This window comes from Desulfovibrio biadhensis (genome assembly GCF_055388615.1).
In genome coordinates this window covers 2,979,226-2,993,837 of the sequence record NZ_AP042477.1, presented here as the reverse complement: position 1 = coordinate 2,993,837, position 14,612 = coordinate 2,979,226, and the positions used below count along the sequence as shown (strand labels likewise).

Annotated in this window: 12 protein-coding genes; 6 read left to right on the top strand and 6 right to left on the bottom strand. The window is 56.2% G+C overall.

The window, feature by feature from the left end; translation table 11 throughout:
* Positions 1 to 496: 496 nt before the first annotated feature.
* The gene (locus tag ACZ5EH_RS12895) at positions 497 to 2,041 is read right to left on the bottom strand and encodes a sigma-54 dependent transcriptional regulator (protein ID WP_464274286.1); all 1,545 of its coding nucleotides are present in this window, start codon (positions 2,039 to 2,041) and stop codon (positions 497 to 499) included.
* 277 nt (positions 2,042 to 2,318) lie between these two features.
* Here ACZ5EH_RS12895 and larB point away from each other — a divergent pair, with 277 nt between their 5' ends.
* From larB to ACZ5EH_RS12880, 3 genes are read left to right on the top strand one after another with little or no spacing between them, the layout of a single operon-like run.
* Positions 2,319 to 3,092 carry a nickel pincer cofactor biosynthesis protein LarB gene (gene larB / locus ACZ5EH_RS12890; protein WP_464274285.1) on the top strand — a complete coding sequence of 258 codons (774 nt, stop codon included), beginning with the start codon at positions 2,319 to 2,321 and terminating at the stop codon, positions 3,090 to 3,092.
* Positions 3,089 to 4,231, top strand: a complete 1,143-nt coding sequence (locus ACZ5EH_RS12885; RefSeq protein ID WP_464274284.1) for a glycosyltransferase family 4 protein — start codon at positions 3,089 to 3,091, stop codon at positions 4,229 to 4,231. Before larB ends, ACZ5EH_RS12885 begins: the two co-directional genes overlap by 4 nt.
* Positions 4,228 to 5,394 (top strand): pyridoxal phosphate-dependent aminotransferase, encoded by a 1,167-nt coding sequence (locus ACZ5EH_RS12880; RefSeq protein ID WP_464274283.1) that lies wholly within the window; start codon positions 4,228 to 4,230, stop codon positions 5,392 to 5,394. The genes ACZ5EH_RS12885 and ACZ5EH_RS12880 overlap by 4 nt, the downstream gene beginning before the upstream one ends.
* A 32-nt stretch (positions 5,395 to 5,426) precedes the next feature.
* Here ACZ5EH_RS12880 and ACZ5EH_RS12875 read toward each other — a convergent pair whose 3' ends face one another.
* Positions 5,427 to 6,875 (bottom strand): M99 family carboxypeptidase catalytic domain-containing protein, encoded by a 1,449-nt coding sequence (locus ACZ5EH_RS12875; RefSeq protein WP_464274282.1) that lies wholly within the window; start codon positions 6,873 to 6,875, stop codon positions 5,427 to 5,429.
* 287 nt (positions 6,876 to 7,162) lie between these two features.
* Here ACZ5EH_RS12875 and ACZ5EH_RS12870 point away from each other — a divergent pair, with 287 nt between their 5' ends.
* Positions 7,163 to 7,741 carry a hypothetical protein gene (locus tag ACZ5EH_RS12870; RefSeq protein WP_464274281.1) on the top strand — a complete coding sequence of 193 codons (579 nt, stop codon included), beginning with the start codon at positions 7,163 to 7,165 and terminating at the stop codon, positions 7,739 to 7,741.
* 95 nt (positions 7,742 to 7,836) lie between these two features.
* Positions 7,837 to 9,804, top strand: a complete 1,968-nt coding sequence (locus ACZ5EH_RS12865) for a CocE/NonD family hydrolase (RefSeq protein ID WP_464274280.1) — start codon at positions 7,837 to 7,839, stop codon at positions 9,802 to 9,804.
* Between the two features lie 86 nt (positions 9,805 to 9,890).
* Here the strand turns inward: ACZ5EH_RS12865 and ACZ5EH_RS12860 are convergent, their stop codons facing one another.
* Positions 9,891 to 10,907, bottom strand: coding sequence for an SPOR domain-containing protein (locus ACZ5EH_RS12860; protein ID WP_464274279.1), 1,017 nt, complete (start codon positions 10,905 to 10,907; stop codon positions 9,891 to 9,893).
* 239 nt (positions 10,908 to 11,146) lie between these two features.
* Between ACZ5EH_RS12860 and ACZ5EH_RS12855 the strand changes: the two genes are divergently transcribed.
* On the top strand, positions 11,147 to 11,326 hold the full coding sequence (locus ACZ5EH_RS12855) for a hypothetical protein (RefSeq protein ID WP_464274278.1): 180 nt from the start codon (positions 11,147 to 11,149) through the stop codon (positions 11,324 to 11,326).
* 124 nt (positions 11,327 to 11,450) lie between these two features.
* Here the strand turns inward: ACZ5EH_RS12855 and ACZ5EH_RS12850 are convergent, their stop codons facing one another.
* The 3 genes from ACZ5EH_RS12850 to ACZ5EH_RS12840 form a co-directional block, all read right to left on the bottom strand.
* Positions 11,451 to 11,747, bottom strand: coding sequence for a hypothetical protein (locus ACZ5EH_RS12850; RefSeq protein ID WP_464274277.1), 297 nt, complete (start codon positions 11,745 to 11,747; stop codon positions 11,451 to 11,453).
* A gap of 87 nt (positions 11,748 to 11,834) precedes the next feature.
* The gene (locus tag ACZ5EH_RS12845; protein WP_464274276.1) at positions 11,835 to 13,082 is read right to left on the bottom strand and encodes an aromatic amino acid transport family protein; all 1,248 of its coding nucleotides are present in this window, start codon (positions 13,080 to 13,082) and stop codon (positions 11,835 to 11,837) included.
* Between the two features lie 27 nt (positions 13,083 to 13,109).
* A complete protein-coding gene (locus ACZ5EH_RS12840; protein ID WP_464278297.1) occupies positions 13,110 to 14,486 on the bottom strand; it encodes an L-serine ammonia-lyase in 1,377 nt (458 codons plus the stop codon).
* Positions 14,487 to 14,612 lie beyond the last annotated feature (126 nt).

Here is a 14,612-nt window from a genome sequence, read left to right as displayed (position 1 = left end):
TGGCATGGCGCGACGGCCTGCCCTCTTCTGATGGTGCTGCAACAACGCACTGACATCCCCGAGAAATCGGGGATACAGGGTTTGCCTTTATGCCCGGCACAACACCGCGAGAAGGAAGACAAAAGGCTCTGGATTCCCGCAGCCGCGGGAATGACTGGGCGGCTGGGCAGATGTCTCCCACCTGTCGGACCGATTCCAAACGACATTTGCATGGCGCGACAGCCTGCCCTCTTCTGATGGTGCAGCAAAAACGCCCTGTCATCCCCGAGAAATCGGGGATCCAGGGGTTGCCTTTATGGCCGCCCAGCATCGCAAGGAAGACGAAAGTCACTGGATGCCCGCTACCGCGGGAATGACAGAGTGCAAGAACATAGCGCCCCATTCTGGTGGAAGGATTCCTGCTACGTCAGCTTGGAACGAGGAAAAGCAGAAGGTGGAGCGAAAGCATTTGTTTTCGCTCATGTGGATGCAGAGCAGGCGACAACCAGAGCCGGGCCTAAGGAATATCCAGCCCCTGGCTGCGGTACTCATTGAGTTTATTGCGCAGGGTGCGTACGGAAATGCCCAGCAATTCGGCAGCCTGGGTGCGGTTGCCAGAGGTGTGCTCCAGGCCGCGCATAATCATAATGCGCTCCATTTCCTGCAAGGACATGACCTTGCCCCCAAGGAACTGCTCCGCCATCTCACCGCTCAAGGGGCGGGGCACGCCGCCGACAGAGGCCACAGCAGCAGCGGCATCCGCAATGTCGTCTGCTCCCGGCACGGCGCCAGAGGCATCCGCCACGGATTCCGCCTCGCCTTCCACAGGGGGCCAGTAGTCTTCATCGTCCAGCAGAAAATGCTGTTTCTGAACAACTCCCCCCCCTGCAAGCAGGATGGAACGCTCCATGAGGTTCTGCAGTTCACGCACGTTGCCGGGCCATTCATAGTTTTTGAGCCAGTCCACAGCTTCCTTGGAGAAATCCGTGGAAGGCAACCCATACTGCCCCCGGTATTTTTCCACAAAAAAACGCGCCAGGTGCAGCACGTCATCCCCTCGATCCCGCAACGCCGGCAATTTCAATGGGATGACATTGAGCCGGAAAAACAGGTCCTGCCGGAACTTGCCCGAGTCCACCCATTCCTGAAGGTTGCGGTTGGTCGTTGCCAGCACGCGCACATCCACCTTAACGGTTTCAGTGCCGCCCACACGGTCCAGTTCGCCCTCCTGCAGCACGCGCAAGAGCTTTGCCTGGAGCCCCAGGTCCATCTCGGAGATTTCATCGAGCAGCAGGGTGCCCTTGTCCGCCAACTCGAAGCGTCCCAGCTTGCGTTGGATAGCGCCGGTAAAAGCGCCCTTTTCGTGCCCAAAGAGTTCACTCTCCAGAAGATGCTCTGGCAGGGCTGCACAGTTGACGGCAATGAACGGTTTGTCATTGCGATCACTATGGGTGTGCACAAAACGGGCGAACATTTCCTTACCCGTGCCGGACTCTCCGGAGATAAGCACCGTAGCCTTGGAGCGGGCCACCTGTCTGGCCAATGAAAGCACCCTGCTTATGGCGGGGTGCTGGCCGATTATGCTGAAGCCACTCCCTGCATCAAAAACAGGGGGCGCACTTGGTTTCTGCGCAGCGCCACTGCCAGAAGTCGCAGCAGGTTGGGCAGGCCCAGCCGGAGCCTGCGGCGCGGCACCAGCGCCGCGACCATTCGCCACCGGCACCATTGCCTCTATCTTTTCCCACTCAAGGGGTTCGAGCCAGTAGTCTCTTGCGCCCAGCTCCAGCAATTTCTTGGCTTCTTCAGCCGTACCTTGATCCGTGAAAATAACGACAGGAGGAAAATTTTTTTCCTGGGCGGCATGGGCCAGAAGATCTTCAGCACGATAGCCAGGCATACGGGGGCGAGAAAATACGATCTCTGGCGCGGATTTTTTGATAAAACCCAACGCACCCGTGAGATTTTCGGCCAATCCGGCCTCGTATCCGTCCTCTTTCATCAGCGGAAATATGCGCGTAATGGATTGGGGCGGAGCAATGAAGAGCAGTTTTCGGCTGGGCATGGCCTTCTCAATAGCCATAAGCGGGAAGCATTTCAACGATTCTGTTGCATTTTTTCGCGAACGGGGAGCTTTTATCGTTATTTTCCACGGCTTGACCGCTCTCCATTGCTCTCGTAGCCTGCTGCTTACCGTGAGCGGTTTTGACGAAAAAGCCTGTTATTCTGGTATGTGGCGTGTACACTTCTTTGCCGTGGCGCGAATCGCATATTCAAAGTAATAAAAAGCAGTCGCTAATCGCTCTCCGGTAGGATGACGCAACTTTGCCAAGGAGACAAGCATGCACGATGATGCACTGTTGCAGCTATTGCGCGAGGTCGCTTCCGGCAACCTTGCACCTGAAAAGGCGCTTTCCAGGTTGCGGGCTGCGCCGTCCATGAGCAATGCTGCCGGCATTTCTCCAGAGCTGGGGCAAGAATCGCACACCGGGTTAGCGGAAGTGGTGTTCGCCCCCGGTAAAAACGTTGAGCAACTTTGTGCTGCTGTTAGCGCCTTGCAACGTTCACGGCAGCCGGCTCTGGCCACAAGAGTCTCCCCCCGACAGGGAAAAGGGCTTGCCGCAACATTTGCCGGCGGTGAATACTGGCAAGAGGCCGGACTGTTCGCTTTGGGAGGCTGGGCGTTACGCAGCTCCAAAGCTCCCTTGCCAACTGGGGAGTGCATTATTGTCACGGCGGGAGAGGCCGATCTCCCTGTTGCCCTCGAGGCTCTTGGCACGTCGCGCTTCCTGGGGGTGGACCCCGGGCTCATAACAGATGTGGGCACGGCGGGCCTGCAGCGAATCGAACCTCATTTGCACGCTCTTACCAAGGCCAGGCTGCTCATTGCCTGCGCTGGGATGGAAGGCGCTCTGCCGAGCGTACTGGCCGGGCTTACGGGACGTCCCGTCATTGCGGTTCCCACCTCCATAGGGTACGGAGCCAGCTTTCAGGGCATGGCAGCCCTGTTGACCATGCTCAATGCATGTGCCCAGGGAGTTGCCGTGGTCAATATAGACAATGGATTCGGCGCCGCCATAATGGCTCACAAGCTGCTGGAAATATACGAACAATGAGAATCGTTTTTGTCACTTCCTCTTCCAATCTGAGCGGTGGCTCGCGTCAGGCGCTGTATACGGCCCAAGGACTTCTCGAAAGAGGTCATGAGCTGATTTTCTTTACCCCGGCGGATGCCGAGCTGCCTGTGCTTGCACCCGAACTGCCCTGGCACCGCCTGCCCCCCCAACGCAATCAATGGGGCGCCGCCATTGCCGCCACTCTGCCTTCGCATTCCGGCTCACGGGGCATCACACGCCCTTGTGTGGTCCATGCCTATCACAACAAAGCGGTCAAGCTGCTTGCCTGGCAGGGCCTGTTCTGGCGCAAGCGAGGTGTTTTAACCGTTGCCCAGAGGGGGGTTGTGTATCGCCCCAACAATCCTTTGCCATACTGGTCCCCGGGAATTGACTGCTTCATGGTCAATTCTGAAGCATGCGCCGCGGTTTTGCGCAAAAAAGGCGTTGGAAAAGAGCGGCTGCACGTCGTTTACAATGGCATTCCTGAAACTCGCGTGACCCCGCAGTTCTCCATGGAAAAATCGCGCCATGAATTTGAACTGCCCCCTGCTGCTGCAGATGAAGTGGTTTTCGGGTGCGTGGCAAATGACAGTGACAACAAGGGAGCGAAAGTACTGCTTGAAGCTCTTGCGCTGCTCAAACGATCGGCAGCCAAGGACTTTCCTCGTATCCGGCTGATTTTGGCCGGTGTCACGCCATCGCGCTTTGCCGAGCAGGTGGAAAAGCTGCACCTGGGAGCGCAGGTGCACATGCCCGGCCCCCTGCAGCATGTGGCGGATTGTCTGCAACTGTGCGACGCATTTGTACTGCCGTCGCTTTCCGAAAGCATGCCCAACACCCTGCAGGAAGCGGTTTGCATGGGATTGCCGGTTGTGGCCAGCTCCGTAGGGGGGGTTCCCGAATGCGTGCAGGGCAATGGCCTGCTCACCCCGCCGGGTGATATTCCTGCCCTGGCGCAGGCGTTGGAGCGCATGGCCAGGGGGCAAGAAGAACGGGAACAATGGAGCCAGGCAAGCCTCAAGTTGGGACAATTATTCAGCATGCAGCACAAGCTCGACCGTGTAGAGCAACTTTACACCGATCATTGCATACGCAGGAAACTGCTCTCCGGCCAAAAGAGCGAGGAGGCAGCGGCATGACGTCGCCTTTTTCTTCCTGCTCAGCATCCTTTACCAGGCAGGGCGCTCACGGGGGCACGGTGATCGAAACCGCCCGCCATCTGGGGTTGCCCCCGGAACAAATCCTGGACTTCAGCAATAATGCTGACAGCCTGGCTGCGCCAAAAGCCCATGCTTTGCTCAGCAAGCTGGACTACCCTTTTGCGTATTATCCGGATACGTGCTGCCAGGAGCTGTGTCAGGCTCTCAGCGAGCATGAAGGCATCCCCCCGCAGGACATCATTGTGGGCAACGGTTCTTCCGAGCTCATCTACCTGACCCTCAAAACCCTGCGGCCCGCACGTGTATTGCTGGTTGGCCCCATATTTCTGGAATATGCGCGCGCCTGCGCATCATTGCATATCCCCTACGCGTTGCACGCACTGGACCCGGACGAGGACTTTCAGCTTTCTGCAGAAGAACTCTACGTGGTTCTGGATTCACTGGCTGGGGGGCGCTACGACATGCTCATCCTCTGCTCGCCCAACAATCCGACTGGGCAGGCGTTCGCGCCTTTGGAGCGGCTGCTGCACAAGGCGCCCTGCCGGACCGTCATCCTTGATGCGGCATACCGCGAATTCACATGGGGGACCCAGGCCTTTGCCGCGCATAGCCACGCCATGCTCAGCAAGCACTCCCAACGATGCTCCGACCTCATCAGCCTGCACAGCTTCACCAAGCATTTTGGCGTGCCCGGCATCAGGCTGGGCTATGCCATGGGGCCATCGCCCATCATGCATGAAATGAGTAAAGGACGCGCCCCGTGGATGGTGAGCCGGTACGCAGAGCTGGCCGGTCTGACGTTGCTCGACAACATCGAGTCTTTCCGTGCCCTGCGCAATGATTTGCCACAACGCCGCAAAGCCTTCAGGGCTGCACTTGCCGGAACATCACTGTTCACGCACATTGCACCATCGGCGTGCAATTTTCTGCTTTGCCAGCTCCGCAACAAGCAGGAAACCCGCCCACTGTATGCCTGGCTGGCCGCACGCGGCGTCCTTGTAAGGGTATGCGACACCATACCGGGCATGCCTCCTGGCTACCTGCGGCTACAGGTCAGAAGCACGGAAGACAATCTGCGTTTGGCGAAAATCTTGAAGGAATGGGCATTCAGTCAAGAACGGATGGAAGCGCTCTTGAGATAGCGGGCATACAGCTTCGGATTATGCAGCGGCCATCAGCGAGAATCACCGTGGACGCCCTGCTCGAGCATGGTGGCGGCTTCATCGCCATGAGCCCGCAACTTACGCCGAACAGCGATTTCCGATGCAGGGGGCAGTTCGTGGCTTGACATTCTTACGTCCACCTCTCCACCGAAACGCACCAGCACCATCCCTGCAAACTTGCCGTTCTTGTAGGCTTCCACGCGGTAGACAGAACCATCGTTATCCACGGAAAACCGCTTCATGAAATCGGCATGGCTGATTTCCAGACCGGATTCATTTTCCTGGGAGGGGTGGGTATAGCCGATGGCGTTTATGCGGCATCCTTCAATGTCCGTCACCTTGAACGTATCGGAAACGCTGACAATGGAGCCGAAAGGCACATGCATTTCGTGGCCGTCCACCTGCAAATCAAGCCCATTCAGGCTGAAATCATACTCAAAATACTGTGGACGGATGCTGGTGAGGTGCCTGTTGCCGTAGTAAACTTCGTAGCCTTTGCCGGCATCCCCCACCATGGTCAGCAAGGGATTGCTGGGGGTGAATTCCAGGGTATTCCCTTTGCGCAAGGGCACGTAATTTAGCCGTTTGCGTACGTTTTCCAGATCAAGGTAAATTTTGTTCCCGTAAAAGGCCATGGCGACATTGCGCTGCATGGCGCGCCCTACACCTTCCTGGGTCAATTCAAACGGGCGCTCATACTCGATGCCCATAGAATCCATGAAGGATTCGATCATTTGCAAATGGTAGTAGGTGCGCAGCGCGGAGGAAAGATTTTTGCTGGCCTCCACGCCAAAGGCTGCTTTTGCACGATTGATGGCAAAAAATGTCAAGGTCTTGGCCATTTCTTCATCGCCAAGCCGTGTTTTGGTATTCTTTACATGCAAAGTGTGCTCAGGATCGTAAAGCGAGCGGTTGACGCGATCACAAACACGCTGCGCCAGTTGGGCGAGTTCACCGTACCGGTTACGGTCGATGCGCTCCTGGTCGATGATGACACTCTGCCCCCAACGCAAGGGGTTGTGCATGGAGTCCTGATACGTATCCCGATAGAAACCGCTCCCGTCGTGCATGTTCACAATCAGGTCGATATTCGGGTTTTGGATGACGGCTTTGATGCGGCGAACGGTCTCGTAGTCCGGGTCCTGATCCTTGAGCATGGCGAACTTGCGGTTCATGTCGCCATAAACCCCGCGCATACTGCGCACAATAGCCAGGAAGTTCAGGTTGGGCACAACCCAGACCGCTCCCTTTGTTATGCGGTATTGGGAGACAAGAAGATTTGCAGCGCTGAAACCGCCCGGTTCATCGCCCTGAATACCGGCGACAAGAAGCAGCGCATGCTCCTTGCCAGGTCCGAGCTTATGCAAAGTGAACTCTAGATTGCCGCTGGCAGTGGCGATTCCAGTCGAAAAAAGAAGTATTGCCAGTGCGATACCGAGAATCCGGCGCATAGGGCACATGTATAGTCTCAGGGCAAACCTCCAGGAGCGCCCGTGTTTTCCTTCGGCGGCGCACATGCGGTGTGATATACAAAGGGGGTGCAAAAGAATCAAGACACGATGGCCGACCTTACGCATTACTCCACAAAAAAATTCAATTTTTATGACCAAAGGCATCGCTGTCAAATTATCGGACCGGCAAACGCATCATTTCAGCAGCTGTAGACGTTGATGTTTATATTAGTGTAGTATCTTGTGTATGGCAGCTTTTGCCCCTTCAACATATACCAATTCGGGGGGATTGATATATGAGCGACAACATAACACCAAAAATAATATATGACATTGATGCTAAAAACGTCATTTTTAATATTGAAGGAAGCTGGAAAGAGTTTCTCGAAGAAAATACAACCTCTGATCTCAATACCACAAACGTGATAGGTTCCTCGTTATTTACTTTCATCATTGGTGAGGACATGCGCTTACTGTACAAAGATATGCTATCGTTTGTTCGCTCCAGACAACGTGAGATATCGTTCCCTTTTCATTGCGATTCCCCCGGCATTATACGACGTATGCGCATGGACATGACCCCCTTAGCGAACAACGCCGTCCGCTTTTGCACCTCCCCCTTGGAGATCAAACCACGTCCCAAGCATATCTGGTACAAATACGTAGCTTTTGGAATGAGCAAGCACTATTTTTGCTGTAGCATCTGCAACAAAATTTTCTGTGAAAATGAATGGCTTTCTCTGGATATGGCCTTGAGCCAGGCAAAAATGCTGGATTGTGACAAACCCCTGGCCTTTTATGGGGCGCTTTGTCCCGACTGCAAGTCGGGCATCACCTCCATAGAAAAAGATTTACATAACATTCTGGAGAGTTGATCCAGACACAGCGTCTCTTCCACATCGGGCATGATTGAATGTTGCCCTTGCATCGGTAACATTCGCAAGGCATACCTATGGCAAAGGGAGTGCCCATGTCTGTGAAAAAAATATATATTCGTGCGCTGCTGCTTGGTGTTCTGCTGGTTGCCCTACTCATTGCCCTGGCCATTATCGGTCTGGGTTCCATACGTCCAAACGTCCGCGCCACGCAGGAGGAAAAAACCCTGCTCACGCAAATTTTCGGGGGCAAATACGTTCCAGAGCTTCCCGCCGACAGGGAAGACTTCGACGTGGAGCGTCACTCCTGGTATGTGCCCATGCGTGATGGCGTACGCATCGCGGTTGACGTCCTGCTGCCTGCCGACATGCAGGAAGGTGAACGTTTACCGGCTGTGTTCATCCCGACCCGCTACTGGCGCTCCTGGGACCTGCGCTTTGGACTGGACAAAGGCCTTGGCGCCGACCTGTACCAACACATGCTGGTGGCGCACGGATACGCCGTGGTCCTGGTGGATGCGCGCGGTTCTGGCGCGTCTTTTGGCACGCGCGCGTACCCGTGGTCTAAGGAAGAGCGCCAGGATTACGTGGAGCTGATGGATTGGGCAATTTCCCAACCCTGGTGCGACGGGAACCTTGCGGCATCCGGCATTTCCTACGCCGGCACGGCCGCAGAATTCATGGGCATAAGCGCACACCCAGCCCTAAAGGCCGTGCTGCCGCAATTTTCTCTGTACGACACGTATACTGACATTGCCTTTCCCGGCGGTGTCTTCAACAACTGGTTTGTGGAAAATTGGGGAGAGTTCAACCAGCAACTGGATTCGGGCATGACGCCCGGCGGCCTGGGTGTCATTGGCGAGCTGCTGGTGCGGGGGCCGCGCCCAATTCCCAAACCCGACAATACCGCCGCCTCAAATTCCCTGACATGGGAGGATGCGGCCCTTTCCCAGGCATTGGCCGAACATGCTGCAAATGTAGATATTGCTGCGGCGGCGCGGCAGGCGCGCTACCGCGATGATGTTTCCCCACTTGCCGGTACAGATGTTGATGGATTCAGCCCCCATTCCGGTAAAGAGGCCGCAGAAGCCGGAAACGCCGCCTGGTACAGCTGGGGCGGCTGGCACGATGGCGCATACGCAGCCTCGCTACTCAAACGCTTCACAAACCTGAATGTGCCCCAACGGGCCGTCATCGGCGCGTGGAATCATGCCGGCGTGCAGGACACCAGTCCGTTTCACGCTGCGGACGCGCCCCCGTCTCCACCGCGGAAAGTTCAGTTCCTCGAACAGATCAGATTCCTGGATTATTATCTTAAAGGACAAGGCGAACGCCCTGCTTCTGTGCTCCATTATTACACCATGGGTGAAGGGGCATGGAAAACCACCCAGTCCTGGCCGCCTGAAGGATTCTCTCCACTGCGCCTGCATCTGGACGCCGGCCACAAGCTTACGGCCGAGCCCGGTAACAAGACGTCTGCAGATGACGCAGACATACTGCAGGTGCGTTATGACACGGGGAGTGGCGGCAAAAACAGGTGGCGCACGCAAATTTTTCGCAGCGATGTGATCATGCAGCCGCAACCCATCGATTCAGAAGGCGTTTTGTATTGGCAAAGTGAGCCTTTGGATCAGGATGTGGAAACCACGGGACACGGGATAGCTTCCTTTGAGCTCCTTTCTGATGCCCCTGACGCTGCGCTGTTCGCCTATCTGGAAGACGTGGCCCCTGATGGCACTGTGCGCTACGTGACGGAGGCGCCGTTTCGTTTGGCAAATCGCAAGGAAATGGCTGCAAACGGTACCATCCCGTGCCTTGGCGAACCTTGCCACAGCTACCTGCGCGCAGACGAACAACCACTGCCGGAAAACAGTTCCGTCACGGTGCAGTTCAAGCTTTTGCCTGTTTCCTGGCTGTTCCAAAAAGGGCATCGCATTCGTTTCAGCATTACAGGGGCTGATGCGGACCAATTCGAGCGTACTCCCAAGGAGGGGCCTGCCCCGACGCTGCGAATTTTGCGCCCTGCCGCTGCGTCGTATCTGGAGTTGCCCGTCAAGCAATAGATGTGGCGGACCACAAAAGAAAAAGGGACAAAGCCGAGTAGCTTTGCCCCACGAATACGTTATTGCAGCGGATATGCGTTACTGCATCAGAAGTGTATGCCCAGGCCAAGGTAGGGCATCATGTCCTTGCGGTAGCCTTCCGGCGCAGTGGGCGCCAGCTTGGACTGTTCTTCATATTCCTTGGTCATGTCCCCATACTGTGCGCTAATGCGCCCCATATCCTTGCGTGGGGTGGCAAGGGTCAGACCATCTTCGGCAATACTGTCTTTATCCTTGAATCCAGCGCGGGGGGCGTTTGCCGGAGCGGCTTTTCGCTTTGCCGTCTTACGTACCGGCGCAACCACCTGCTCATCATCCACCCCTTTCCTGCTCGTTGTGCGCACCGGCCCGGGCACATACTTGTGCAGTTGGTTCATGCCCTTTGCCAGCACTTTCACACGCTGCGCCATCACTTCTGCCGTTGCCATGGGCACGCCATCGCCCGCCGCCAGACCTTCAGCCTTGTCTTTGCGCTTCGAGTCGAGGGAAGGTGCAGCAGGCGCCTTTACCTTGGCGACAACTGGGGGGGCCATTTCTGGAGAAGCCGGTGCGGCTTTGGCAGTACGGGCAGGTGCAGATTGGCGATTCTTGGACGATTCAGCCAGTGGGGCGACCGGTTGTTGCACTTTTTTTACGGGGGCAACCGCCACCTGACGTGGCGCTACAGGCGCAGGTACATGACCAGGATCATATGCAGGTGTTGCCGCTCCCGTCGGTTTTTCGACGACAAGGGGCAATACATCAGCATAGGCTCCCCTTTTGCGTAACGCTCTGGCAAGCTCAAGGGCCTGGCTGCGATCGCCGAACATACCTGCTATCACGCGGGTAAAGCGCCCTTTGCCTGGAATGTCTACAGGAATGTAGTTCTGGGCCAAAGAGGCCAAGACATCGGGATATTTGTGCAATACCTCCTGCCATCCGGCAATGGCGCCCACAGGGGATCGAAAAGACGCTACATGGACGCCCCAGCTGGGCTCGGCCCCGGCTGGATTGGGCAAGAAGCACAACGCCGCAAAAAAAGCGGACACCAGCAACAATGCAGGGGGCGTTTTAGTGATCTTCATGGCAACTCCTTGGCTCATGTGCATGTCCGCCAGTATGTAAGCAAGGAGTGTGCCTTGCTGCATAAAGCAAGCGATATTTTTCAATTTGGCTTTTCATTTTGACACCTTGCCATAACTGGCATGACGCCCCCCAGATGAAATACCGCCTACAGAGTATATGACGAAGCTTGCTTCGCCAAGGTCTTGACGCTATCCTGCCCTGCAGACTGTAGAACAACACCGACCCCCCGGAGGAGAACATGCTGCTGCAGGAAAGCGAGGCAAAATTCAAGTATTGCCCCCTATTAAAAACCCATGATGACAAGCTCAAGTTCTGCCAAGGCTCCATGTGCATGATGTGGCGTTGGGACACCACCGAAGAATCAAAAGGATTCTGCGGCCTTGCCACACATCCTTTGTATTCTCCTTCCCGCGATTAGCGAAAAAAAACACACCCTCTCTTTCTGTCTTATCGACCGGAACAGAGAGGGTGTTTAAATATTTTTCAGGATTCCGCCCCAGGAGTCCCGAAGCTGGCGCGTACGCAAGCAGTGCGAAAACGCACTAGGCTGTCATGTCCGCTATTGCACCAATGCCGGTGGCGTAGGCGCCAAGCACATCTTTGGAAAAATCGTAGGTCTGGCTCATGCCGCCGTCATTGACGCCGTAATTGCCTCCCATGACACCGCTGTTCATGTAATCCAGCGTTTTGTTGACCACAGCAGCCCCAAAGGTTTGCTTGTCTACCGGCGCAAAAGAGCTTCCCCCGGTATTATTCATATAATCAAGCGTCTTTGCGACAACACCAGCACCAAAAGTCTGCTGGTCCATGGTAACGCCGGAATTCATACTGTAATCCATGGCGCCCTCCCACAGTAAAAGGGTTCTTGCGTATTATTTCTTATAGATCATTCCCGGGTCATTGGCAAGGTACTGTGTCACTCCGCCCTATTTAACGGGCGGTTTCATCGCCCAGGACTCTACATCTGCATCCAGATGCATCATGCCTGCCTCCTGGGCCAACTCGCACACCAGAACAAAGGCAAAGCACAAGATCAGTACCGCGGCCAGAGGCCGCACCCACCCCTTGCCCGCAGCTTTCGCCTGTTTGAAAAGCAATATGCCGGGTAACAGACCGAAAAGTATGCCGATACCCACACCACCGACCACATCGAGCGCCTTCAGAAAGATATCGGGCTCGATGAGCGCCACGGCAACAGGGGGAGCAAACGACAATCCCCACACTGCCCAACGCCGGCCGCCCAGACCTATACGGTGGGTCAGGTCGCCGCAGAAGCCCACCAGTGCGGTGCAGCAGGTGAGATAGGATGTGCTGATGGCGACAAGCGCGAACATGGACGAGCAGATCATGAACGATTCCGAGTTGATGATCGTATCAAGGGGGATGGTGGCCGGAAGATTATGCTGAAAAGTATACAAAAGCGTGCCTGGCGTGACGTCGCCCCCTGGCCCGGTGAGGGGCAACACGCCGGTAACGGCAAGCATCCAGCAGGCGTTCATCAGCATGGCAAGTGTCGTGCCGATGCAGATGGCGATGGTAATCCCCTTGCGATCGAAATTCATGGCCCGGCAAATGGATGGTATGACAAAGTGAAAGTTGCAGGAGGTAAGGATAACAGGGAGCGCAGCCGGGAGAATCTCCCAATGCGCGACCTTCACCTTTTCCACGTCCGCATGTTTGAGCGCCAGCACCAGCATGAAAGCGAAGGCGCTCCACATCAGGATCATGAGCACTGCGTTCCCCTTGGTCACAGCATTAATGCCGAACAAGGCCACGGCCGTGACAAGGGTAAAAAACAGCAGCATGCTCAACCACATGGGCAGCGCTCCCCCGGTCAGGTCGTGAATGACGCTGGCCGCACCGCTGAGATAGGCCACCATGAGGCCGTAAAATATGACCATGTTGCCGAGGATCGCCACCCACATGCCCACAGGCCCGAGGGCGTCGCCAAACAAGGAGGGTAGATCCGAAGCCTCCCCGGCCTGGAGTGATTTCTGCCCTGCAATGATCAGGGCCGTTATCGTCATAAGCAGCCAGAGAACAACAAGCCCAAGCATGGAAGGGATGAAGCCGGCCAGACCAGTCTTGACGGGCAGCGCCAGGATACCGGCGCCTACAATGCTGCCAGTGACAAGAAAGGCCATGCCCATGATACGCGAGGTTCCAGACGCCATGAAATTTATCCTTAGGTTGTGGTGGATCTAGCAGGTGACGGTGGCCGCCAGGCCGCCTTGGGAGGTTTCCTTATATTTCGGGCACATGTCACGCCCTGTTTCAGCCATGGCGCGGATGGTCTTGTCCAGGTCCACCTTGTGCCATTCCGGCATCACAACTTCACTCAAAAGATAGGCATTATAGGCTTTTACTGCCCCCATGGCATTGCGCTCCACGCAAGGCACCTGCACATACCCCAACACAGGGTCGCAGGTCATGCCCAGGTGATGTTCCAGGGCGGATTCAGCGGCATTGAGCACGCAGCGTCTGGGCAGTCCCATGGAATGGGCGAGCATCGCGGCCGCCATACTCGAGGCAACGCCCACCTCTCCCTGGCAGCCGACCTCGGCGCCGGCAATGGAGGCATTGTGCATGGCCAGAAACCCCACGGCGGCAGCAGCCAGCAAACCGCGCCGCCTGTCCGCCTTGCTAACCCTGAGTTGGTCCTTAAGCAATTGGTTCACCGCCGGAACAACACCACAGGAGCCAAGCGTAGGCGCCGTGACCGAAGGTTGACCTGCCGCATTTTCCTCTGCGCCGGCAAAAGCATAGGCATTCAGCAGGCCAAGGAAGCGCTTGACCTGGGAGTGCATGGCCAGGGAGCGCTCCTGCACACCTGCAGCCTTGCGCATCAGGCCAATGGGACCAGGCAAGACGCCGTGCGCGTTTATGCCCCGTTGCACGGATTTTTCCATTGCCCCGAGGATAAAATCCAGCTTGTGGTTAATGGTTTCTTCAGATGCGCCTGTGATGGCCATTTCATTGTCCATGACCAACACATCCAGGGGTAGGTCATTGTCCCGTAATTCCTTGATCAGTTCCTGTGCATTTGCATAAGGGTGCACCGGTTCGCCCCGCTCCGGAGCGACATAGCCCTTCCATTCTATGAAACCGCCCCCGATGGAATAATATTCCATTTCGAAAAGCGATTCAGATTGCAGACTTTTGCCTGCCAAAAGCCGCAACACCAGAGTATTGGCATGGGGGTAGTCGTTGACCACGGCTGCATTGCGCACATCGTGCAACCCGATGCGCAGCCTGTGCTTTCCCAGGTCTATATAATGAGGAGCGCGGGGGGCGGAGGCCAGGGTATCCAGAAAACCAGCCGGGCAGCGATCAGGGGCGAATCCCAGCAATCCCGCCAGCACCGCCCTGTCGGTGCCGTGTCCTGCACCTGTTGCGGCAAGGGAGCCATACAGCGCGGCATCTATCCTGTGAACACGCTTAAGCGTCTCCAAAGGCAGTTCCTCCGCCCTGCGGATGAAATCGAACCCAGCCAACATAGGTCCGATGGTATGCGAACTGGAAGGGCCGGGACCGACTTTGAACAATTCAAAGACAGACAGTTTCACGGGCCCTTTCATGGGTTCGAGATTCTTCGTCGTTCCACTGTCCTGTGACGTGGTATTCTCTTGCCCGCCCTTTGCGGGCCTGAGCTTGACCTTATTCACCACTCCAGCCTCCCATGAGTATCACTGCCGCATGAGTGC